General features: G+C 55.7%; 21 protein-coding genes. 3 read left to right on the top strand and 18 right to left on the bottom strand.

Annotated features, from left to right (window positions below; genetic code table 11):
* Nucleotides 1–43: 43 nt before the first annotated feature.
* The 18 genes from NITSA_RS05135 to glgP (NITSA_RS05055) all read right to left on the bottom strand — a co-directional run bounded on the left by NITSA_RS05135 (nt 44) and on the right by glgP (NITSA_RS05055) (nt 18,026).
* The gene (locus tag NITSA_RS05135; RefSeq protein ID WP_013553961.1) at nt 44–1,003 is read right to left on the bottom strand and encodes a 6-phosphofructokinase; all 960 of its coding nucleotides are present in this window, start codon (nt 1,001–1,003) and stop codon (nt 44–46) included.
* A 2-nt stretch (nt 1,004–1,005) separates the two neighbouring features.
* Nucleotides 1,006–2,673: an alpha-glucan family phosphorylase gene (glgP, locus tag NITSA_RS05130; RefSeq protein ID WP_013553960.1), complete on the bottom strand. Its 1,668-nt coding sequence runs from the start codon at nt 2,671–2,673 to the stop codon at nt 1,006–1,008.
* A 17-nt stretch (nt 2,674–2,690) separates the two neighbouring features.
* Nucleotides 2,691–3,944, bottom strand: coding sequence for a glucose-6-phosphate isomerase (locus NITSA_RS05125; RefSeq protein ID WP_013553959.1), 1,254 nt, complete (start codon nt 3,942–3,944; stop codon nt 2,691–2,693).
* A 12-nt stretch (nt 3,945–3,956) separates the two neighbouring features.
* Complete coding sequence (gene pgm / locus NITSA_RS05120; protein WP_013553958.1) at nt 3,957–5,588, bottom strand: phosphoglucomutase (alpha-D-glucose-1,6-bisphosphate-dependent); 1,632 nt, start codon at nt 5,586–5,588, stop codon at nt 3,957–3,959.
* A gap of 67 nt (nt 5,589–5,655) precedes the next feature.
* A complete protein-coding gene (locus NITSA_RS05115) occupies nt 5,656–6,105 on the bottom strand; it encodes an outer membrane lipoprotein (RefSeq protein ID WP_013553957.1) in 450 nt (149 codons plus the stop codon).
* 57 nt (nt 6,106–6,162) lie between these two features.
* The gene (gene lipA, locus NITSA_RS05110; RefSeq protein ID WP_013553956.1) at nt 6,163–6,993 is read right to left on the bottom strand and encodes a lipoyl synthase; all 831 of its coding nucleotides are present in this window, start codon (nt 6,991–6,993) and stop codon (nt 6,163–6,165) included.
* Nucleotides 6,980–7,561 (bottom strand): lipoyl(octanoyl) transferase LipB, encoded by a 582-nt coding sequence (gene lipB / locus NITSA_RS05105; protein WP_013553955.1) that lies wholly within the window; start codon nt 7,559–7,561, stop codon nt 6,980–6,982. Before lipB ends, lipA begins: the two co-directional genes overlap by 14 nt.
* Nucleotides 7,558–7,758: a HepT-like ribonuclease domain-containing protein gene (locus tag NITSA_RS11615; RefSeq protein ID WP_245526317.1), complete on the bottom strand. Its 201-nt coding sequence runs from the start codon at nt 7,756–7,758 to the stop codon at nt 7,558–7,560. The genes lipB and NITSA_RS11615 overlap by 4 nt, the downstream gene beginning before the upstream one ends.
* Complete coding sequence (locus tag NITSA_RS11610) at nt 7,745–7,927, bottom strand: hypothetical protein (RefSeq protein WP_245526316.1); 183 nt, start codon at nt 7,925–7,927, stop codon at nt 7,745–7,747. The genes NITSA_RS11615 and NITSA_RS11610 overlap by 14 nt, the downstream gene beginning before the upstream one ends.
* Nucleotides 7,920–8,210: a nucleotidyltransferase family protein gene (locus NITSA_RS05095; RefSeq protein ID WP_013553954.1), complete on the bottom strand. Its 291-nt coding sequence runs from the start codon at nt 8,208–8,210 to the stop codon at nt 7,920–7,922. The genes NITSA_RS11610 and NITSA_RS05095 overlap by 8 nt, the downstream gene beginning before the upstream one ends.
* 12 nt (nt 8,211–8,222) lie before the next feature.
* Nucleotides 8,223–9,551: a dihydrolipoyl dehydrogenase family protein gene (locus NITSA_RS05090; protein WP_013553953.1), complete on the bottom strand. Its 1,329-nt coding sequence runs from the start codon at nt 9,549–9,551 to the stop codon at nt 8,223–8,225.
* Between the two features lie 28 nt (nt 9,552–9,579).
* Entirely contained in the window at nt 9,580–11,187 is a 1,608-nt protein-coding gene (locus tag NITSA_RS05085; protein WP_013553952.1) for an oleate hydratase, read from the bottom strand.
* 167 nt (nt 11,188–11,354) lie between these two features.
* Entirely contained in the window at nt 11,355–12,839 is a 1,485-nt protein-coding gene (locus NITSA_RS05080) for a 2-oxo acid dehydrogenase subunit E2 (protein ID WP_013553951.1), read from the bottom strand.
* Nucleotides 12,829–13,815 (bottom strand): alpha-ketoacid dehydrogenase subunit beta, encoded by a 987-nt coding sequence (locus NITSA_RS05075; RefSeq protein ID WP_013553950.1) that lies wholly within the window; start codon nt 13,813–13,815, stop codon nt 12,829–12,831. Before NITSA_RS05075 ends, NITSA_RS05080 begins: the two co-directional genes overlap by 11 nt.
* Nucleotides 13,808–14,773, bottom strand: a complete 966-nt coding sequence (locus NITSA_RS05070) for a thiamine pyrophosphate-dependent dehydrogenase E1 component subunit alpha (protein ID WP_013553949.1) — start codon at nt 14,771–14,773, stop codon at nt 13,808–13,810. Before NITSA_RS05070 ends, NITSA_RS05075 begins: the two co-directional genes overlap by 8 nt.
* A 46-nt stretch (nt 14,774–14,819) precedes the next feature.
* Nucleotides 14,820–15,161 carry a carboxymuconolactone decarboxylase family protein gene (locus tag NITSA_RS05065; protein WP_013553948.1) on the bottom strand — a complete coding sequence of 114 codons (342 nt, stop codon included), beginning with the start codon at nt 15,159–15,161 and terminating at the stop codon, nt 14,820–14,822.
* 52 nt (nt 15,162–15,213) lie between these two features.
* Entirely contained in the window at nt 15,214–15,903 is a 690-nt protein-coding gene (locus tag NITSA_RS05060) for a 2,3-bisphosphoglycerate-dependent phosphoglycerate mutase (protein WP_013553947.1), read from the bottom strand.
* On the bottom strand, nt 15,891–18,026 hold the full coding sequence (gene glgP, locus NITSA_RS05055) for an alpha-glucan family phosphorylase (protein WP_013553946.1): 2,136 nt from the start codon (nt 18,024–18,026) through the stop codon (nt 15,891–15,893). Before glgP (NITSA_RS05055) ends, NITSA_RS05060 begins: the two co-directional genes overlap by 13 nt.
* 143 nt (nt 18,027–18,169) lie before the next feature.
* Between glgP (NITSA_RS05055) and NITSA_RS05050 the strand changes: the two genes are divergently transcribed.
* Genes NITSA_RS05050 through NITSA_RS05040 form a run of 3 tightly spaced genes read left to right on the top strand, consistent with a single transcriptional unit; the run spans nt 18,170 to nt 22,871 of the window.
* Nucleotides 18,170–18,439 (top strand): glycogen-binding domain-containing protein, encoded by a 270-nt coding sequence (locus NITSA_RS05050; protein ID WP_013553945.1) that lies wholly within the window; start codon nt 18,170–18,172, stop codon nt 18,437–18,439.
* Entirely contained in the window at nt 18,436–20,961 is a 2,526-nt protein-coding gene (locus tag NITSA_RS05045) for a sugar phosphate nucleotidyltransferase (protein ID WP_013553944.1), read from the top strand. The genes NITSA_RS05050 and NITSA_RS05045 overlap by 4 nt, the downstream gene beginning before the upstream one ends.
* A complete protein-coding gene (locus tag NITSA_RS05040) occupies nt 20,958–22,871 on the top strand; it encodes a glycoside hydrolase family 57 protein (protein ID WP_148224943.1) in 1,914 nt (637 codons plus the stop codon). Before NITSA_RS05045 ends, NITSA_RS05040 begins: the two co-directional genes overlap by 4 nt.
* Nucleotides 22,872–22,907: the final 36 nt, after the last annotated feature.

Here is a 22,907-nt window from a genome sequence, read left to right as displayed (position 1 = left end):
ACCAACGACAAGAATCTTATTAACGCTTAACGCTAAATAAAACTCAATCCAATATATTCAGCATTGCCAAATGCCGGGGATTGAGTTGATATTTGTTACTGACGACCGTATCGATCTCCAGGAGATCGAAATGACCGTTTTGATAGACCACCACTTTATTGGATCGTTGACTCTCCAGTAGGTGATCGACTGCGCGAACGGCAAATTCGAAAGCCATCAAGCGGTCGTAACTGCTCGGGGCCCCTCCCCTCTGGATATGCCCGAGTACTGTCACGCGAGTCTCGAATCCCAGATCTTTCTCGATCCACTCGGCGATCTCCTGAGTCTTCTTCGTCCCCTCGGCAACGATGGCCAGAATGTAGTTACGGCCGTTGGCGATCTCCCTTTTGAGGCGCGCTTCGGCCACGGGACGGTTGAAAGCCACTTCCGGGATCACACAGACTTCGGCCCCCGATCCCATCGCAGAGATGACCGCCAGATAGCCGCACTCCCGGCCCATCACCTCCACGACGAAGGCCCGGTTGAAGGTCGAAGCGGTGTCGTAGATCTTGTCGAGAGCATCACGGATTGTGTTCAGAGCCGTATCGACCCCCAGGCAGTAGTCGGTGCCGTAGATATCGTTGTCGATGGTCGTGGGAATGCCGACGAAATTGACCGGAAACTCCTTGCTGAAGACATCCATAGCCCGGAAGGAGCCGTCTCCCCCCAGGACGACCAATCCGTCGATACCGTTCTTCTGCAGGTTTTCGTAAGCCTGTTTGCGGTACTCGTAATCATAGAAGCGTTTCGAGCGTGAGGAGCGGATGACGCACCCTCCCCGGTGGAGAATCCCCGCCACATCTTTGTGCTCGGCCTTTTTGATCTTGCCGTCGATGAGCCCTTCCAGGCCGTCGTAGATCAAATGGGGCGTCTCCCCCCGGTCGTAAAGATAATCGACGAACTTCTTGACCGCCGCATTCATTCCGGGGGCGTCTCCCCCCGATCCCATTATCGCCAGTGCCATTTTCAGCCTTCCGTTTCGGGCTCGTAATTATAGAGCTCTTTGTAGTAGCGTTCTACCATATTTTGGGTGTTGAAACCGATGTAGATGTCGTTCATTCCGTTTTTGACGATCTCGAGCCATTTGTCGGGCTGATCGTAATAGGTGGGCAGGATCACTTTTTCGAGTTTCTCCATCATCCGCTCATAGTCGATGCGATCGATCTCTTCGACGGGGAGGGAGGGATCGGCGTGGGGGATCGTAAAGGAGTTGACCCCGTCTTTGCCGAACTCGGCATGCCACCCGTCGTCGATGGAGAAATGCACCGAAGCGTTGATCCCGGCACTCATTCCGCTGGTGCCGCTGGCTTCCCTGCCCCATCTGGGGGTATTGAGCCAGACGTCCGAACCCTGTTTCAAGAGTTTGGAGAGGCGCAGTTCATACCCGGTGAGCACGGCGACGTTTTTGAATTCCCGGCTCATCCGGACCAGGTCGTTGAATTCGTTGATCGCTTGTTGATCCAGGGGATAGGGTTTGCCCGCCCAGATGATCTGGATGGGGTATTCGCTGTTGTGGATCAGCGCCTTGAAACGCTCCATATCCCGGATCAGGAGCTTGGGGCGTTTGTACTCGGCGAAACGCCGCGCCCAGACCAGGGTCAGCACGTCGGGATCGAAAAGCTTGCCGGTCTGATCGGCCACCTCTTCGAAGAGTTGGTGTTTGAGGTGTTTTTTGCGCCCCACCAGCTGATAGTCTTCGTGCTCGAGCATCCAGCTCATCAATTGTTTGTCGGACCAGTAGCGCATATTCTGGGCATTGGTGATGCTGATGATTTCGCAGCGTCCGGGCACATTCTTCCACATCTCGTTGGCCACTTTCTCGTGGATCTTGGAGACGGCGTTGGCCCGTTTGGAAACTTTGAGTGCTCCGACGGTGAGGGAGAAATCCGCATCGTGGTAATCGAGCTTTTCACGCACTTCGTCCAGAGAGAAACCGTTGAAGAAGCCCATCCGTTCCAGGAAGTGGGCATCGTGGGTTTCGTTCCCCGCCATTTCGGGGGTATGGGTGGTGAAGACGATGTGTTTCTTGAGCTCTTCGAGTTCGGGATACTCCTTCATGAGCTCAAAAGCCAGCGGCAGGGCATGCCCCTCGTTGAGATGATAAATGTCGATATCGAGCCCCAAAGCCTTGAGCACCCGGGTCCCGCCGATCCCCAGGACGATCTCTTGGGCGACCCGGGTCTCTTCGTTGGCGTCGTAGAGTTTGTGGGTAATGGTTCTGGAGAGGTGATCGTTTTCGAAAATATCGGTGCTGAGCAGGATCACCGGTGCCGATTCGAAGGTCTCCGCCGGCAGGAGATAGGCTTTGACGAATACCGGCTTGCCGTTGATCTCCACCTCCACGGTAATGCCGGTTTCTTTGAGAAAATAGTAGAACTTGCGCCGGTATTCGACCTTGAGTGTATTGTCTTCGTGTCGCCCCTGATCGTAGTAGCCGTAGCTCCAGAGAATGCCGACGCCGATGGTGTTTTGCCGCCGGTCATTGACGCTGCGCATATGCGAACCTGCCAAAAATCCGAGCCCGCCCGAATAGGTTTTGAGAGCCTGGTCGATGGCGAACTCCATCGAGAAATAGGCGACAGGGCGTTTGAAGGCTTCATCAAATGTATAGGGAAAGAGCTCTTGTGCTTTCATCGTGTCTTATAGACCTTTTAGTGAAATTTTTTGACGAGAATTTTTTTGCCCAGCTCCACGCCGGGTTGATTATAAGTATCGATCCCGAGCGTCGCTCCGGCCACTGAGGTCAAGAGCTCGTAGTAGAGGATCAGCTCTCCCAGATTCTCCTCGCTGATGCGATCCAGGACGATGCCGTCGGTCGGCACTCCCTGGCTGCGGATACTCTCCCAGGTCGCTTCGCACTCTCCGTCGAGAAGTTCTCCCAGACTGTGGCCGTTGATGTAGTCGTTCTTTTCGATATGTTTCAGGCTGATATCCGGGATGGTGATCTCGGTGGGAAAATGCTCGACCTTCAGGAAGGTGACCGTTTTGTCCCGGGGGCCCTCCATAATCAGCTGCAGGAAGCTGTGCTGGTCGACCGAGCCGATATGGCCCAGAGGTGTGAGCCCTACCCTCTCTCCCTGGGCATCGATTTTGCCCAGGGATTCTCCCCAGAGCTGCACATACCATTTGGCGAAATCCTCCAGAAAGGACCCGTAGGCGAAGAGGACGTTCATAGGATAATCCTGCCAGTGCCCGGCGTAGAAGACCCCTTTTTGCAGGATATGGTCGGCCTGGCGGTCGAAAAAGGCTTTCACTATCTGCTGGGCTCCTTTGAGGATATCGCAAGTCTTGTAGCCCGCCAAGGTCAGCGGGACCATCCCCACAGCACTGAGCACCGAAAAGCGCCCGCCGACATTGTGGGGGATGAAGTAACTCTTGATCCCGTGCTCCTCGGCGTATCGGTGAAGGATCGAACCCTCGTCGGTAATGACGAAGAGCCGCTCTTTGTGCTCACTTTCCGGACGGAGCCCGAAGCGATCCAGGACGATCTTGTAGAGGGTTGTCGTCTCGATGGTCCCGCCCGATTTGGAAATGATGCAAAAGAGGCTCTTGTCCGGATCGATACTCTCGAGTTTTTCCGAGACCTCTACCGGATCGGGATTTTCCAAAAAGACCATCCGCTTCGCCTCGGGAGTGATGGAGCGCAGCACGCCGTCAAGGGCTTTGGCTCCCAGGGAGGAACCGCCGATACCAATCACTACCACCGTATCCGCCTCCTGAACGGTCTGAGTCGGCAGGAGCGTCGCTTCCACCTCTTCGACGATCATCCGCGAATCCTGGGGCAGGAAGTAGTAACCGCTGATCCCCCGCTCCCGCTCCTCGACGATCTTTTCGAAGGCTTCGTTCATATTCGCTTCGAGCTCTGCTCCGTTTTCGGGCATCCAGTCGATGGTATAGTCGATCATCTTCGCTCCTTTTCAATCTTTGAGTCTGTCGACGATCGACTGGGCCTCGGCCAGCAAACGCTCCAGATGCTCTTCACTCAGGAAACTCTCGGCATAGATCTTGTAGATCTCTTCCGTACCGGAGGGGCGCATCGCCACCCAGCCGTGGGCCGTGACGATCTTGAGGCCGCCGATGGGGGCGTCGTTGCCCGGTGCCCGGGTATAGATCGCTTCGATCGCTTCGCCGGCCAACTCTTTGTCGGTGATATCTTTGGGATCGAGAGCCTTGAGCCTGGCTTTGAGTTCCCGGTCCGCCGGAGCATCGATGCGCCGATAGTAGGCTCTGCCGAAACGCTTCTCGTATTCCCTATAAATCTCCGCGGGGTCCTTGCCCGTTACCGCCATAATCTCCGCCGCCAACATCGTCATAATGAGCCCATCCTTGTCGGTAGACCAGGCACGACCGTCGTAGCGGAGGAAACTGGCTCCGGCGCTCTCCTCGCCTCCGTAACAGAGCTCTCCCGAGATCAGGCCCGGCACGAACCATTTGAAGCCCACGGGCACTTCGTAGACTTTTCGCCCGAAGCTCTCGGCCACCCGGTCGATCATAGAGCTGGAGACCAGGGTTTTGCCGATCATTTTCTCGGGCTCCCAGCCGCGGTATTCACTGAGATAGCCCACCGCCACGCTGAGATAGTGGTTGGGGTTCATCAACCCTCCGCTGCGGGTGACGATCCCGTGGCGGTCGGCGTCGGTATCGTTGGCGACGATCAGGTCGTACTCTCCCTTGTGCTCCTCCAACCCCTTCATCACCCAGGGAGAGGAGCAATCCATCCGTATTCTGCCGTCGTGGTCCAGACGCATAAAGGAGAAGGTGGGATCGACCCGCGGATTGAGCAGGGTCAGATCGATCCCCCAGTAATCCCGGATTGCCTGATAAACCGGCAGGGCGCTCCCTCCAAGGGGATCGGCGCCGATGCGGATGCCCGCTTTTTTGATCGCCTCCATATCCACGATTTCGCCCAGGCGCTTGACATATTCGCCGACGAAATCGTAGACCGCGACACTCTCCGAGGCCAATACCTCCTCGAAATCGAGACGTCGGACCCCTTCGAGCTTCCGGCTCAGATAGTCGTTGGCCCGCTCTTCGATCCAGGCGGTGATGTGGGTGTCGGCCGGCCCGCCGTCGGGGCCGTTGTATTTGAAACCGCCGTCTTCGGGTGGATTGTGGGAGGGCGTGATGACGATTCCGTCGGCCTTCTGTCCCTGCGTCTCTTCGTGCTGAAGGATCGCCCGGGAGACGAGGGGTGTGGGGGTATACTCCTCCTCTCCGGCGATGTGAACTTCCACATCGTTGGCCGCCAAAACTTCCAGTGCCGTGCGAAAGGCGGGGAGAGAGAGGGCATGGGTATCCCGCCCCAAGAAAAGGGGCCCGTCGATCTTTTGCTCTTTGCGGTAATCACAGACCGCCTGGGTGACGGCGAGGATGTGGTCTTCGTTGAAACTGCGCTTCAGAGCGCTCCCGCGATGACCGGAAGTGCCGAAGCTGATACGCTCTTCAGGAATCGTGGGATCGGGATGGAGGGTATAGTAGTCGCTGATCAACCGGGGAATATCGACAAGATCCCCGGGAGGAACCGGCTGCCCGGCAAGAGGATGTGGCATAAAACGTCCTTTAGGTATTTTGAAAACTTCTCAGGCCAAAAGCCCTTTCACACCTTCGAAAGCCGAATCAAAGGGGCTCGACGTTGCCGACACTGTTGCCGTTGTAGAGGACTTTGACCCGCTCACCGGGATAGAAGTTGGTTCCCTTGCGGACCACGACGATGGTGCGCCCATTATCCAAATGAATGGTAAGCTCCTGGGCATTGGCTTTGTCTATCATTTCTTTGCCGACATAGGCTCCGGCTACTCCTCCTGCCACGGCAGCCAGGGTGCGGCCTTTACCTCTACCTATAGTGCTGCCCAGTGCTGCGCCGGTCACGGCTCCGAGCAGAGTTCCGACCGGACTTTGATCTTCGACCACAACATAACGGACCGATTTCACGGTACCTGTTTTTGCCGTATAGGCTTGTTGGGTAGCAGTTGCGGGAACGGTTGGAGCCATATTATAGAGATTGGCACATCCGCTCAATCCGAGTGCCAAAAGTGCTGTCGCTGCCAAAGTAAGACTCTTTTTCATTTTTAACTCCTTTAAACATTATTTCATTAGTCATTATAGCAAAGCTGTTCAACCCTTTTATAACCGATCGGCATAGTAAGAGCTGCGAACCAGCACGCCTGATGCCACCGCTTCGAAACCGATACCCCGTGCCGCTTCCCCGAGGCTTTCGAAGTACTCCGGAGGGTAATAACGACACACCGGTGCGTGTTTCGGCGTGGGTTGCAAATATTGGCCGATGGTGAGCTGCCGCACCCCGGCATTGTATAGCTCTTCCATCGTCTCGATGAGCTCGGTTTCCGTCTCCCCCAGCCCCACCATCAATGAGCTTTTGACCGGGCCGACAAAATGATCGGCGTAATAACGTAAAACTGTCAAAGAGCGGTCGTAGTCGCTCTGAGGGCGGATGAGGGGCGAGAGGCGCCGCACCGTCTCTTCGTTGTGGGCCAGCTTGTCGGGGGCGGCGGCGATGACCCGGTCCAGCGCTTCCCTGTTCCCCCGAAAATCGGGGGTGAGCAGTTCGATCTTCGCCTCCGGTGCCGCCTTTCGGATCGAGCGGACCACGGCGGCGAATTGAGCGCTGCCATAGTCGTCCAGATCGTCCCGATCCACTGAAGTAATCACCACATACTTTAGCCCCAGCTCCTTCACCGCCCGAGCCACCCGCTCCGGCTCGCTCGGATCAGGCGGCGCTCCCCTCCCCGTCTTTACGTTGCAGAATCGGCACGCCCGGGTACAGGTATCCCCGAGGATCATAAAGGTCGCCGTGCCGCGGTGGTAACACTCGGTACGGTTCGGACAGGCACTCTCTTCGCAGACAGTCGTAAGCGCATTTTGGCGGAGGATCTCGTTGGTCGAGGCAATGAGATGGGGGTCGGGGGCTTTGACCTTGGGTTTATAGGGCTTCATCGAAAGCCTCACAGAGATGCCGTATCAGGGATTGTTCAAGTTGTTCGATGCCGATACCGGATCCTTCCGCTTTCAGGGATGTGGGTATGATCCCCTCCAGCCCGCAGGGGTTGACCTGGCTATGAAAGACCAGATTTATATCCACATTGAGGGCAACGCCGTGAAGGCTTACCCCGTTTCGATAGCGAAAGCCCAGAGAGGCGATCTTTCGGTTTTCGATGTAGAAACCGGGGTTTTGCCGGTCATAATGTGCAGGGAGATTGAGCTGCTCAAACAGGGCTTCGTAGGCTCGAATCACCCGGCGGTAGAAGAGCGCCGGATTGGAAGCCTGAAAGCAGAAATAAGCCACGAGCTGCCCCGGGCTGTGGCACGTGATCGAACCACCCCGGTCGGTGTGAACTGTAGGTACAGGCCAGGAGCCCTGATCATCATAGCCGACGGTGAAGATATCGGGATGCTGACAAAAGATCAGATGATTTTTGCCGTCCTGACAGGCCAGAGCGTGGACTTCATCCATCTGCTTTCTTGCCTCTTCATATTCGATGAGGCCCCAGTGGTGGAGGATCATTTCATTAATTGCTTGAGCGTTTCGATTTTCTCACGCAGAGGAATCAGCTCTTCGCTGCAAATCTCATAAACGATTTCGGAATTGATATCGAGGTTATGATGGGAAATGATTTCACGGAGTTTGATGATTTCACTCCAATACTCTTCGTCTCCCACCTTTTCAAGAAAACCCGGTTTCCGTTTATCAATATTTTTCAAAGCTTCTCCGATCGTTTGAAGACGCATCAATATGGAGTCGAGAATTTCCAGTCCTTATTTCATCGGTGAGGAAATCATCCGTACTGCTGATATGGGTGAAACGTTTTTGAATCACATCGATGCTGAAGAGAATGAAATCAAGAAGCTCCTTTGTATCGGTCTTATCCATAGATAACTTCTTTTTCGATACTTTTTTTCAGAGATGGCCGCATCTCGGGATGAGGGTAAAGCAGATCGATTTTGCCTCCAAGGTTTTTTTCCAGATAATTCCAGGTTCCGGCAATTTTACGAAATTTCCGTTCCTCGAACTCGACATAGATATCAATGTCACTTTCTGGTGTTGCCATCTCCTTGGCATAGGAGCCGAAAAGCCCTATTCGTAAAACACCATAGCGCTTTTTCAAAATATATTTATGGCTTTGCAGAAAATCCAAAATCTCTTTTTTCGTCATAGAAAAATTATATCACAGCCGTAAAAAGGCTTTCTCCAACGATTCGCTGAAAGTGGGATGGGCCAGGATGGTACGCTTGGCGGTGGTGATATCCAACTCACCGGCCAGCGCCATGCTGACCACGGCGATGAGTTCCTCGGCGTTGGGGGCAAAGATCTCCCCTCCGGCGATGAAGCCCTCCTCGTCGGCATAGACCGCCATCACTCCCAAATGACCGTCGTGGGTCTCGGCGAAAGGCAGCCCTGCAAGAGGCACGATGCTTTCGGTGTATTTCTCTCCCGTCTTTTCAAAGTCGCTCCGGATCTTGTCTACCAGGGCGTAGGAGCACGGGAGGGTATGGATGAATTTGACGATTCGCTCCAGACGGATCGGCTCAGGTTCTTTGCCCAGAATGCGCTTCACCACATAGAGGACTTCGGCCCGGGCGGCGTGGGCCAGCTGGAGCTTGCCATTGCAGTCGCCGATGGCGTAGTGATCGGCCAGGGTCGTTTCGAAGTGTTCATCGGTTTCGATCCCCTTGCGCCCGACGGCGATCTCGGGAGTTTGCACCGGGTCGGTGACAGCATGGCGCCCGGTCGCTACTAACAGGGTGGGGACATAATGCTCACTGCCGTCTTTGAAGGTAATGTGCACACCCCGCCTCGTCGTTTTGGCCGTGGCGATCTCACTGTTTGGGCGGAGTGTGACCCCCAGATTCTGCATCTGTTTCAAAGCATTGGCCGATATCATCGGATGGGCCCGACGCAGCAGGGTATCGTGGCGCCAGATCAGCTCGGTGGGCACACCGGCGGCGGCGAAGAAGCTCGCCATCTCCAGGCCGATAGCCCCGTCGCCATAAACAGCGACCTTCTCGGGAAGGGAGCGCATATTGAGCACTTCATCGCTGGTGATGACCCCTATTCCGTCATAGTCGATCCCCTCGGGGATGAAGGGGCGCGAACCGGTGCCGATGACGATATGTCGTCCTGTGAGCATTTTGCCCTCCACTTCCACGGTATGAGGCGCGCTCACCTTCCCCTCTCCGGCAATGATATCGACTTTGGCGCACTGTTTCGTGATCGCTTCTGTGGCCCGCTTCAGCAGCCTCTCTTTGGCATCGTCCAATTTGGCAATATCGAGATGCAACGCTCCTTCGAACCAGGGTTTGTCGGCACCGCCGATCTCCCTAGCCGCTTCCAGATACATTTTGGAAGGGATGCAACCGTTGTGCAGGCAGGTACCACCCAGATGCTCAGGATTCTTCTCCACCAGGGCACATTTGAGGCCGGCCTTGGAAGCAACGACGGCCCCGGCGTAGTTGAGCCCTCCGCCTAGAAAGACGATGTCGTAGTCATAGTTCATATTTACTCCTTCACTCTTACTCTATATTTTATTCCGAGATGGCTGCCGCTGCTTTCATCATAGCGATGGGATTGTGGGCTCCGACATAGATCGGCAGAGGCTTTTTCCCACAGTCAAAAAGTCCGTAGACCGCCTCCTGGGCCGTACGGACCGAATACTCTACCGTGAAGACACAATCATCTTCTACCTCGGTAAATTGCCCCAGGAAGGCAAAATTCTCACTCCCGTCAGGAATCACTTTGGGACGATCTCCTTTGGCTCTCGGCATAAAGAGGCTGTCGATAAAGGGCATAGCAACAGGGATACAGTTGATAAGCTTGTTCGAATGCATGATCGGTTCCATCATCTCTTCGATCTTCAGGTGATACCAGAGCTCTTCCAAAAGCTCTTCTCCGGTACATTCGCTCATTGGTTTTTTGACTTTATTGCCGATGTGGTCGGGGTAGAGACCGTATCCCCAAAAGATTTTGACATCACTGGGTTGATTGGGGAAATGAGGCTGCCGCGCGATGACGATGGACATAAGCCAGTTGGAGTCGGTCATCGTGATCAGCCCTCCCGTGCCGTCCAGATTGCCGGTGAAATCCTCCATATAGTCATGGAAAGTCCTGTCCCGCAGTGTCACGGTAAAGGAGTACCATTTGGAGCGGTCGATATCGCCGCAGAATACATCGGGATTTCCGAAATCAGGTGCTTTGGCAGCGATCTTTTTCCACAGCGTCCAGGAGCCCGAATCCTCTACCCCTTTGAGTCGTGCCGGGGCATGAAGATCACCCTCGTCCGCAGCGTCGACGATGGAACCGTTGATGAAAAAGCAGAAATCTTTCTCTCCCAGTTCGACCTTTGCCTCTTCGCTTCCGTTCCTGACGATCTGTAGGGTTGTTGCACGTTTTTTACCCTCGTTGAGATCGAACTCGATATCCGTGACACGGCTTTCAAGCTCGAAACGCACGCCCCTGTCGCTCAGCCAGCGCTGGAGTGGAACGACAACGGAATGGTATTGATTGTACTTGGTCCGCCAGATACCATGCAGATATTTCATGCCGGGCATCAGATGCATAAAGCGCAGCATATAGCGCCGCATCTCCATCAGGGAACTCCACTTCTGGAAAGCGAACATAGTGGTAAAGATCATCCAGAAATTGCTATGAAAGAAGTCGCCGCTGAACCAATCCTCGATGCGCAGATTATCCAACTTGCTTTCCGGGGTGAAGAGGAGCTTGCCCATATCCAGCTGATCCTTCACACTCAGACCATAACTGCTCAGATCGACCCGTTTTCCGTTTCTGAGAAGTCGGGCGTGGTTGTCGGTGACATAGCGGCTGTTGAAATCTACCGTCTCTTCGTAGACGCTCAGCTCGGGATCATCGTAAGAGGGAATGTGAGAGAGCAGATCCCAATAGCAACGATAATGCTCTTCGTGCATTCGTCCACCTCGGATCAAAAAGCCTCTTTTGTCGTCTCCCGAACCGTCAAGGGCGCCACCGGCGACATCCCACTGCTCATAGAAGACAATGTTTTGCGGATCGACTCCGGCATCTTCGATCAGATAATATGCGGCAGCCAAGTTGGCGATGCCGCTTCCAATGAGATAGGCACGGGTGTTTTCGTCGGCTTTTCGTTTGATTGTGGACATGATGACTCCTCCTTTTATATATAGATCGGGATTACCAATTTATCTCTTCGACAAATTCTTCATCCCCAGCCTTCATCCACTCTCTAATCGAGTTTGCCAGACCTGGAAATATATGCAAATAAATCGTTTCCAAAACACCCATCACGAAAAATGAACTTTTCATCATTTCAGCCTTTAAAAATCATCTCATCCTTCGCCAAAGTCTTAAGCGTCTCCATCGCCTGGGCACCCTGCAAACCATTGACCAATCTGTGATCGAGGGTGAAGGTGACGGCGATCTTGCCGTCGATGGTGCTGCCTATGGCGGCAATACCGCTGTCGGTTCCATTGATCATCGCATCGAAACGTTCGATCCCGGTCATCCCCAGGTTGCTCAGACCGAAGGTGGAGCCGCGCATATCCTGGGGGCTCAGCCTTCTCTCTTTGACCTTCTCTTTCATCGCCTTGAGCGCGTCGGTGATCTCTTTGGGGCTCATTTTGTTCAAATCTTTCAGGACCGGCATATAGAGCTCTTCCCCTTTGGCTATGGCCAGGGAGATGGAGGCGTTGGGCCAGATCTGGATCCCCTGGGGACCGAGGGTCGAGCGCAGGACTTCGTGGCGCATCATCGTTTCGCTCAGAAGCTTGAGAAGCCAGACGGTGACGGTGAGCTCATCGCTCTCGTGCTGAAGGATGAGCGAAGCGTCGATATGGTCGTAGATATGATAGACCGGTGTTTTCGCTGCCTGCTCCACCGTAGCGATGACCGCCTTCTGGTTGGAACTCAGAGGCTTGGGCCTGGGGATCTCGTGCGCTTCGATGTAAGCTTTGATCTCCTCTTCGTTATGTTTCTTCCCGCTGTCGAAAAGTGCCGGGTCGAGCTGATACTCTTCCACGAGTTTCCAGGCTTTGGGGGTGAAGTATTTGCGCTGACGGTAGCGTTCGATATCCTCGGCATGGGCGGGAGTGGGGAGCTCTCCTTTTTTCTGGAGCTTCTCGAGGTCGAGTCCGTAGCGGGCGGCCAGGGCGCGGGCCCTCGGCGAAGCGATCGCTTCGCGCGAGTGAGGAGTGAGGAGTGAGGAGTGAGGCGTTTTTTCAGAAACTGGAGTTTCGTTGCTGAAGAGCTCGTCGACGATGGATTTTGAGCGTTGAGAGGATCGGTCGTTGGTCGTTGGTCGTTGGTCGTTGGATTTGGATGCTTTCGCGTCCTTTGACTGCTCACTCGAAACCGAAGGTTTCGATTCCTCATTCCTCATTCCTAATTCCTCATTTGAAGGCGCAGCCTTCATCGGTTGCTCATTGCTCGGTTGCTCGGTTACTCGGTTATTCCGTTCCTCATTCCTCGTTCCTAATTCCTCATTTGAAGGCGCAGTCTTCACCGGTTGCTCGGTTGCTCGGTTGCTCGGTTGCTCATTCCTCTGTTGTTCATTGTCAGAGGTTTCTTCGATCACTGCGATGACACTCCCGACCGGTGCGCTCTCCCCCTCTTTGACCTTGAGCTCTCTGACGATGCCGTCGTGAAAAGTCTGAACCTCCATGATTGCTTTGTCGCTTTCGACTTCGGCGATGGTGTCACCTACTTTGACTTTGTCTCCCGGCTTGACCTTCCAGCTGATCAGCTTCCCCTCGGTCATGGAGTCGGAGAGTTGGGGCATGACGATCTCATAGGCCATTGTTCTTCCCCCATGCGACGATCGCTTTGGTGATGGAGTCGGGGGTCGGGATCGACGCCAGTTCCAGTTTGCGGTTGTAGGGGATCGGCACGTCCTTGCCGGCGATGCGCAGGGGCGCGGCGTCGAGAGTGTAGAAAAATTTCTCCGCTACCCGGCTGATCACTTGGGCCCCGTAGCCACCGGTGTAGTGATCCTCTTCCACGACCACCAGGCGCCCCGTCTTTTCGACGGAGTTCTTGATGGTCTCGGTATCCATTGGGTTAAGGGATTGCAGGTCGATCACTTCGCAGCTCTTGCCCAGCTGTTCCTCGATCTGCGGGACCGCCGCCATCACGTCATCGACCATTTTGAGGTAGCTGACAATGGTGATATCGCTTCCCTCTTTGACGATCCGGGCTTTGAAAGGATCGACCGGGGTATTGAGATCCACTTCGCCCTTTTTGTTGTAGAGAAGCTCGTGCTCGATGAAAAGCACCGGATCATCCATCATAATGGCCGCTTTGAGGGCGTGGTAAGCGTAGTTGGGATCGCTCGCGGCGAAGACGTGCATCCCAGGCACGGCGCTGAGCATCTGCTCGTAGCTCTCACTGTGCTGGGCCGCCAGCTGCTTGCTCACCCCCTGGGGGAAGCGCACCACCATCGGCAGGGTCAGTTTGCCCGCGCTCATGTAGCGGTATTTGCTCATATGGTTGATAATCTGGTCGAAGGCCAGAAGGCTGAAGTTGGCGGTCATGATCTCGGCGATGGGGCGCAGGCCGCCGATGGCCATACCGACGGCATTGCCCACGATGCTCAGCTCGGCGATGGGAGTGTCGATGAGGCGTGCTTCGCCGTATTTGGAGACCAGCCCTTCGCTGACGCGGTAGCTGCCGCCGTAGAGGCCCACATCCTCACCCAGCATCACGACATTTTCGTCGGCAGCCATACATTCGTCGATCGCCCGGTTGAGGGCTTCTCTGTAGAGCATTTCAGCCATGATGCACCTCCTCGGCGAATACGTGGTCGAAGAGCTCGTCCACTTCAGGTTCTGGGCTTTCGGCTGCGAACTTCACAGCTGCATCCACCTCTGCTTCCGCCTTCTTCTCCAGGGCTTCGATCTGCTCGTCACTCATCATATAACGCTCCTTCAATACCTTTTTCATCCGCTCGATGGGATCTTTGCGTTTCCAGATCTCCATCTCCTCCTGGCTCCGGTAGGTGCCCGGGTCGCTCATGGAGTGGCCCTCCCAGCGGTAGGTGAAGGCTTCGATGAAGATGGGGCCATGGCCTTTTTGAATGTATTCCTGGGCCTCCTTGACCGCTTCGTAGACGGCCAGGGCGTCGTTACCGTCTACTTCTTTGGCCGGCATATAGGGTTCCGCCTTTTTCGCCTGTTCAAGGAAGGGAGCCACCCTGGTAATCTCAGTGCCGATGGCGTAGCGGTTGTTTTCACAAAGAAAGAGCATCGGGAGTTTCCAGGCCGAGGCGATATTGAGGGATTCGAAAAAAGCGCCTCCATTGGTCGCTCCGTCGCCAAAGACCGCCATCACCCCGTGCTCGCTCTTTTGGAATTTCCGGGCATAGGCACAGCCCACGGCGTTGGGCAAATGCCCGCCGACAATGGCATCCCCGCCGTAGAAGAAGTGGGAAGGGTCGAAGAGGTGCATCGACCCGCCCCGCCCTTCGCTGACACCGGTCTTTTTCCCGAAGAGCTCCGCCATCACCGCCTTGGGCTCGATCCCCCGGGCGATGGCCATGATGTGCTCCCGGTACGTGGTGAAGACATCCCCGTGGTCGAAGGCTTTCATCGCCGCCACGCTCAAAGCCTCCTGCCCGATATCCAAATGCAGAAAGCCCGAGATTTCCCCGGTCATATAGTGCTCTTTGGCGGCATATTCGAAGCGACGCCCCAGCGCCATGGTGTAAAAGATCTCTTCCGCTGTCAATTTATCCATGAATCATCCTTTCTAAGAAATGCAAAAATATCAGCTACTACTGGCATCACTTCGCTCCAAATTCATCCAACGACTGGGTCAGCGGCGTCATGTACATCAGCGCCGGACCGCCGTGCATCAGCACCGCCTGCATCCCGGCATCGATGATCTCCGCCCGGGTAGCGCCCGCATCCAGCGCCCCTTTGACATGCAAAGCGATACACCACTCGCACTGGGCCGCGACCGCCAGCCCCACGTTGACCAGTTCTTTGGATTTGCTGTCCATCGCCCCGGGCTTCTCCACAGCTCCCATGAATTCATGAAAAGCCTTCATCGCCTCGGGGGCTTCCTGCTGGAGATCGCCAATGAGCCGTTTGATCTCTTCCAGTTTATCGGTATATTTTCCCATACTTTCTCCTTCTTTCTTCATTCTATTATGGTAACTCTCAGCAGGCAGACTGTCAAGAGAGCACCTTTTTCTCCAGCATCTCCAGGGTCTCGTCGAAGCGGTAGAGGATCGGCTGGCCCGTGGGAATCTCCACTTTGACGATCTCTTCCGGGCTCAGCTGTTCGATCGCCATCGTCAGCGCCCTCAGGGAATTGCCGTGGGCGCTGACCAGGACGGTTTTGTCCCGTGCCAACTGGGGAGCGATCGCTTCGTAAAAGTAGTTAAGCGTCCGGCGGCGGGTATCCTTGAGGGATTCGCTGCGGGGCAGATGTGACGGATCGATCAGGCGGAATTTAGGGTCATTTTCCGGCAGTCGTGGATCACCGTCGGGCAGTGGCGGCGGAGGCGTATCGTAGCCACGGCGGATGGCGATGAATCTCTCTTCGCCCACCTCCTCTTTCACCTCGTCCTTGTTGCGTTGCTGCCAGGCGCCGTAGTGACGCTCGTTGAGCTTCCAGGATTTGATGCAGTCGATCTGCTCCCAATCCAGTTCTCTGAGGGCCAGCTGGGCGGTATGGATCGCCCGTTTGAGCCAGGAGGTGAAGCAGAGATCGGGCAGGAGATTGTGGGCTTTGAGGATCTGCCCCGCCTTTTGGGCTTCGGCGATCCCCTTTTCGCTCAACGCCACATCGGTCCAGCCGGTGAAGATATTTTGAAGATTGTAGACACTCTGTCCGTGACGCAGCAGGATCAGTTTTCCCATGATCGGCTCCTTTGTGAAACAGGTAGATAGAACTTCTCCAGATACTCTTTCATCATTCGACGGCTTCCGAAACGTGGCGAGACGGAGCGGATCGATTCGCGCATTTTGGCGATCCACCCGGCCGGGCGTTTGTGCTCATCCAAGGTGTAGTAGAGGGGGACGATCTCCTTCTCCAGCAGATCGTAGAGGGCGGCGGCATCTTTGGCGTCATCCGAAATCTCTCCGCCGAAGGCCCAGCCGTTTTTGCCGTTGTATCCTTCGGGCCACCAGCCGTCCAGAGTCGAGCAGTGGAGCGTGCCGTTGATCGCCGCCTTCATCCCGCTGGTACCGCAGGCCTCCATCGGGATCTGGGGATTGTTGAGCCAGACGTCACAGCCGCGCACCAGGTATTTGGCCGTCCCTTCCCCGTAATCCTCCACAAAAGCGATCCGCCCGCGGAAACGCCGATCCTGGGCCGTTTTGAAGATCCGCTGGAGGATCTGCTTACCCGTCTGATCGGCGGGATGGGCTTTACCCGCGAAGATGATCTGAACGGGACGGGCGTAATTGTTGACGATCTTCTCCAGACGGTCGAGATCGTGCAGGATCAGATCGGGGCGTTTGTAGGCGGTCATACGCCGGGCAAAGCCGATGGTGAGCACATCGGGGTCGAGCATCACCCCTTCGGCCATGGCGACGATGGGGTCGATCCCCTCATCCGACCATTTGCGCCGGACCCGTTCCCGGATGAAGTTGACCATCCGCACCTTGTAAGTGTAGTGCAGCTGCCAAATCTCTTCATCCTCCAACTCATCCACACGGGACCAGAGGTCGGGATCCTCCTGGAGCTGAAGCCAACGCTCCCCCAGGAGTTCGTCGAGCCTGTCACGCAGCTCATCCCCCAGCCAGGTAGGCAGATGCACTCCGTTGGTGATCCCCACAATCGGCGGGCTGCCGGGCTCATCCTGGGCAAGCACGTTCTTCCAGATCTGCCGGGTCACCTCGGCGTGCTTTTGGCTGACCGCGTTACGTTGGTTGCAGAGCTTGAGCCCCAAGACCGTCATATTGAAGCCGGCATTGGGAGCGTCGGGATTCAGGCCGAAGCTCATAAAACGCTCCTTGTCCATCCCCAGCCGCTTCCAGTAGTCACCGAAATAATGGCTCATCATGTCGAAATTGTAGACATCGGTCGCCGCCTGCAGGGGGGTATGGGTGGTAAAGACGGAGCTGGCCCTGACCCGCTCGATGGCTTCATCCAAAGAGAGTTTTTTCTCTTCGATCATAGAGCGGATCCGCTCGAAGAGGGCGAAAGCGGGATGCCCTTCATTGAGATGGAGGATCGAATATTTGATCCCCAGGATCTCCAGGGCCCGGTAGCCGCCGATCCCCAGGACGATCTCCTGCCGGAGGCGCTGATTCATATCGGGGGTGTAGAGATGGGAAGAGATCTGCCGGTCCCAGGGGTCGTTCTGTTCGATATCGGTATCGAGCAGATAGAGGGAGACCCGGCCGACATTGAGCTTCCAGAGCGAGGCATAGACCGGCGGATCGATGAAGGGGACTTGAAAGACGAGGTGATCGCCCTTTTCGTCCAAAACCCGCTCGATGGGGGCAGTATCCTTGTCGATGGTTTCGCTGGCCCCCTGCTGCCAACCGTCGGGGCTCATCACCTGGCGCACATACCCCTCGGGGTACATAAAGCCCACCCCCACCATCGGCAAGCCCATATCGCTGGCCTCTTTGAGGATATCCCCGGCGAGAAAGCCCAGACCCCCCGAATAGATGGGGACCGAATGGTGCAGACCGAATTCGGCGCAGAAGTAGGCGATGGGCAGAGGCTCTTCTTCACTGTAGATAGTTTTATCGTTCATATATTCACGGAAGAGCGCTCTGACATAGCGGTATTCCCGCATAAAACGCTCCTCCTTCGTCAAAGCTTCGAGCTCTTGCGCTGAAAGGGTTTTGAGCAATTGAATCGGATTGTGGCCCGACTCTTTCCATAAATAGGGGTTGATGAGGCGGAAGAGGTTTTTCCCGGCAGGGTTCCAAGTCCACCAGAGGTTCAAAGCGATTTCGCCCAGCTCTTCCAACTCCGGAGGAAGGGAGGGCAAGGCTAAATTGGTCGAAGGATCTTGTCCCGGCATGTTCGATCTCCTTGTCTGTCGTTCCGCTTAAATGGTATCAAAAAAGGTAAACGACAAATTTGATCAGCGGCTATCATGCTGTTATCTCAATTTTGTATAATGGGGGAAAAACATTAATCTCAATCTAAAAGGAAAGGTTTATCATGGTCAAACTCACCCCAAAAAGCGCTGTGTTTACCCTGGCGCTCGACGATACGGTTCAAGAGGTTTTGCTCAAAGGAAGCTGGAACGATTGGAAGCCCGAAGTGATGAAGCGCAAAGGGCGTGGGGAATTCAGCAAAACCAAACGCCTCAAACCGGGGCGTTATGAGTTTGGCTATGAGATCGATGGGGTCTGGAGGGTCGATGAGAGCCTTCCGGCGGTCGCTTCGCCCTTCGGCAGCCAAAATTCTCTGCTGGAGGTTCAAGGATGAGCGCAACCAAAGCGGTCCTAATGGCCGGGGGTTTCGGTACGCGGATCCAACCTCTCACCCACTCGATCCCCAAACCGATGCTGCCGGTGATGAACGTGCCGATGATGGAGAATGTCCTCAAGCAACTCAAGGGGGCCGGGATCGACGAAGTGGTGATCCTTCTCTATTACAAGCCTGAAGTGATCACGAACCATTTCAAAGACGGCAGCGACTGGGGTGTGAAGCTCCACTATGTCCTCCCCGATGCCGATTACGGCACCGCCGGGGCCGTGGGCTTCGCCAGGGAGTACCTCGACACGACTTTTATGATCGTCAGCGGGGATCTGGTGACCGATTTCAACTTCGCAGAAATTTTGGAGCATCACCGCCAGCGCCAAAGCAAACTCACCATCACCCTCACCTCCGTGGAGAATCCGCTCCAATTCGGCGTGGTGATCGTCAACGAAGAGGGGAAGATCGAGAAATTCCTCGAAAAGCCGAGCTGGGGAGAGGTCTTCAGCGATACGATCAATACCGGCATCTACGTCATCGAGCCCGAGATCCTCGACTTCATCCCCAAGGGGGAGCCCTTCGACTTCGCCAAAGATCTTTTTCCCCTGCTGATGCAAAAAGGGATCGACCTGATGGGCTACACCGCCCAGGGGTACTGGCGGGATGTGGGCAACCCCGACAGTTACCGGGAAGTGCATCGGGATATCTTCAGCCACGAAGTGAAATTCGAAATTCCGGGCAAGCGCATCGACTATCCCGAAGGGACCCTCTATCTGCAGGGTAAAGTGGAGATCGATCCCAGCGTGGAGATCCTGGAGACCGTCGTCCTGGGCGATGGGGTCACGATCGGCAAAAAGTGCCGCCTCCACAATGTCACCATCGGCGACCGAGTCACGATCGGCGAAAAGACCCGCCTGCGCAATTCGGTACTCTGGCACGACATCGAGATGGGCAAAGAGTGTTTCTTCGACAATGCCGTCATTTGCAACGACAACCGGATCGGCGATATGGTCACCGCCAAAGCCGGAGTGATCCTGGCCGAGGGGTGCCGGGTGGGCAAACTGGCCGTCTTCGACCAGGATGTGACCGTCTGGCCCGACAAGGAGATCGAGCCCGCCGCCATCGTCAGCAACAACGTCGTCTGGGGCACCAAATACAAAAACGCCATCTTCCGCGAAGGGATCATCAGCGGCAAGGCCAACATCGAGATCGGCTGCGAAATGTCCTGCAAGATCGCCGAAGCCTTCGCTTCGCTCCTGCCGACGGGCAGCACCATCGCCATCGGCCGGGATTTCGAGGATTCTTCCCGCATGCTCAAACGGGCCTTCGACGGAGGCATCCTGGCCACGGGGGTCAACATCCTCGACCTGCAGGAGATCCCCCCTTCCGTTTTGCGCTTCAACATTCAGCACGATGAGAAGCTCGTAGGGGGCGCCTATTTCCGCAAGAGCCTCCAGGATCCTTCTAGCGTGGAGATCATCCTCTACAACGAAGAGGGGCTGCGCCTGGACAATGCCACCGCCAAATCTTTGGAGAAGAACTATTTCAAAGAGAGCTTCCGCAAAGTCGATTACAAAGGGATGGGCAGCCTGGACGATAGCGAGGAACGCCACACCGAAGCCTGCCGCCGCTACAAAGAGCGCATCGAAGAGCTGATCGACCACCGGATCATCCGGGGCGAAGAGTTCAAGGTCGCTATCGACCTGATGTTCGGCATCACCAAAGATATCTTTCCTCAGATCCTTTCGGAGACCCAGATCGAAAACATCCTGCTCAACGCCTACTACGACCGTCTCAAAATGGATATGATTTCCCATTACATCAAGATGTCGAAGCAGGAACTCTCCAAGATCATCCCGGCCCTGGAGTTCCAGATGGGAGCGCTCATCTACCCGCATGGACAGCGCCTGACCCTGGTCGCCGACGACGGAGGGGTCTTCGACCGGGTCGATGCCCTCATCGCCGTGCTGCGCCTGATGGAGATGGATGCCGCCGCTTCGGGCAAGACGTACCGGGTCTTCCTGCCCAGTTGGGCTCCCGATATGATGGACGGCGATTTCCGACATCTCGAGATCGCCCGGGGACGCTACCAGGATTTCAAACGCAACGACTATGCCCGATTCGATCTGCTGGCTACTGTCGACGGCAACTTCGCCTTCACCGAGTTCGCCTCCCATCGCGACGCCATCTACGCCACCTTGAAAATTATGGAGCTCCTTTCCCGCCACCGGATCGCCCTTTCGCAGATCGAAAAGGAGATCAAAAGCTTCTTCTACCAGCGCTGCAAGATCCCCTGCCCCCAGAGCAAAAAGGGCAAAATGATGCGCAAATTCCTCGAATACGCCAAGGGCAAGCGCCACTCCAGCCTCGACGGGGTCAAGATCTGGGAAGCCGAGAACGACTGGGTGCTGATGATCCCCGATCAATACAGTGAGGATCTCAACCTCTACATCCAGGCCCAAGACCAAGAAGAGGGGATGAAGATCCACGATAAGTACCGGGAGCTGATCCGTCAATGGATGCAGGAGTGAATCTCGTCCTGCTCTGGCATATGCATCAGCCCGATTATCGGGATGAGTCGGGGCGTTTCATTATGCCCTGGGTCTTTTTGCACGCCATCAAGGACTACTACGACATGCCCTGGCTCCTTTCACGCTCCAAAGCAAAGGCCAGCTTCAACCTCACTCCGATCCTGATCGAACAGCTCGACACATACATCGCCAAAGGCCCCCAAAGCGACCGCTTCCTCAGCCTCTGGCTCAAAGATCCCGCCCGGCTCTCCGCCGATGAGCGCGACTTCGTGGTGCAGCTTTGCAAATCGGCCCAGTATGAAACGATGGTCAAACCCCTGCCCAGTTTCGACGCCCTCTACTCACAGGAGGAGTACAGCGACGAAGAGCTGGTCAACCTGGAGTGCTGTTTTCTGCTGAGCTGGTGCGGCCCCTGGCTGCGGGAGAAGGATGCAACCGTCAAAAAACTGCTGCCGCAGGAGCGTTTTGACGCGAAGGATAAAGAGGCACTGCTCGACGCCCTCTTCGATTTCCTGCCGGAGATCCTCCCCTTTTACGACTCACTGCGCAAAAAGGGGCAGATCACCCTCTCTACCACCCCCTACTCCCACCCCATCCTGCCGCTGCTCATCGACATACACACAGCCGAGCTGGCCGATCCCTCCACCCCCCTGCCCCCCGACGGCCTCTCCCTCGCCTCCGATGCAAAACTCCATCTGCAAAAGGCGAAGGAGATTTACCGCAGCCATTTCGGCAGCGATCCCGTGGGAATGTGGCCGGCGGAGGGGGCGGTGGACCCCCAAAGCGCCGAACTCTTCCAAGAGGCCGGCATCCGGTGGATCGCCACTGACCAGGCGATTTTGCAAAAAAGCGGCGGTAGCGATCCCTACCGCGTCTATGACTATCGGGGGCTCAAACTCTTCTTCCGGGATCACGAGCTCAGTGACCTGATCGGATTCAGCTACCGCACTCTCCCCGCCGAGCGGGCGGTGGAGGATTTCCGACGCCGGCTTGCGGAGAAAAAAGGGACCCTCTTCGTGATCCTCGACGGGGAGAACGCCTGGGAGTATTATCCGAATAACGGGCGGGAGTTTCTCGAGAAGTTCTACGCGATGATCGAGGAGTTCGCTCCGCTTACCTGCGACGAAGCGGCTGCGCTTCCCGCCAAAAAGCTCGAGCGTCTGGCCCCCGGTTCCTGGATCGACGGGACCTTCCGCACCTGGATTGGCGACGAAGAGAAAAACCGTGCCTGGGAATTGCTCTTCCAGACCCGGCGGGATGTGCGCCATCTGGGCAAAGAGAAGGACCCGCAGATCCTCGCCCATTTCCTGGCGGCGGAAGCCTCCGACTGGTTCTGGTGGTACGGCGAAGGGCACTACACCGAATTCGCCCGGGAGTTCGACCGGCTCTACCGCGATCATCTGATCAGCATCTACGAGCTGATGGGCTTGCCCGCGCCCCGGGACCTGCTCCGCCCCATCGTCGGTTCCCACACGATCCACAACATCGTCAACGAACCCAAAGCCCCCATCCAGCCCGTCATCGACGGGAGAGTTACCTCCTTTTTCGAATGGGTCGATGCCGGGATGATCGATGAGCGCCACAGCGGCGGCAGTATGCAAAACAGCTCCGACGTCGTGGAGCGGATCTTTTGGGGAAGCGATGGGGAATATTTCTATTTCCGCCTCGATGCCGAAAATCCCAAGGAATTGGAGCTCAAACTCTTTTTCGACGAAGAGGAGATCCGGCCCGAACGGATGGCCGCCGAAAAGATCATCGAGATCGCAGTAGCCAAGAAAGGGCTCGAGAAACGAGGTTATGAAGTACGTTTCGAAATTTCGGCTGATGGGAAAATATTGGCTACCCTCCCTTCCAGCGCCCGCCTCTTCGTCAATCCCGATGAGAATTACGCACAGAACTGGTTTGTCTAAAGCAATGAATATGAATATAATATTTGAAAATATAAG

It is taken from the genome of Nitratifractor salsuginis DSM 16511 (assembly GCF_000186245.1).
Classification (GTDB): Bacteria; Campylobacterota; Campylobacteria; order Campylobacterales; family Sulfurovaceae; genus Nitratifractor; species Nitratifractor salsuginis.
The sequence above is the reverse complement of the archived record's forward strand: the minus strand, read 5'-3'. Positions and strand labels throughout refer to the sequence as shown.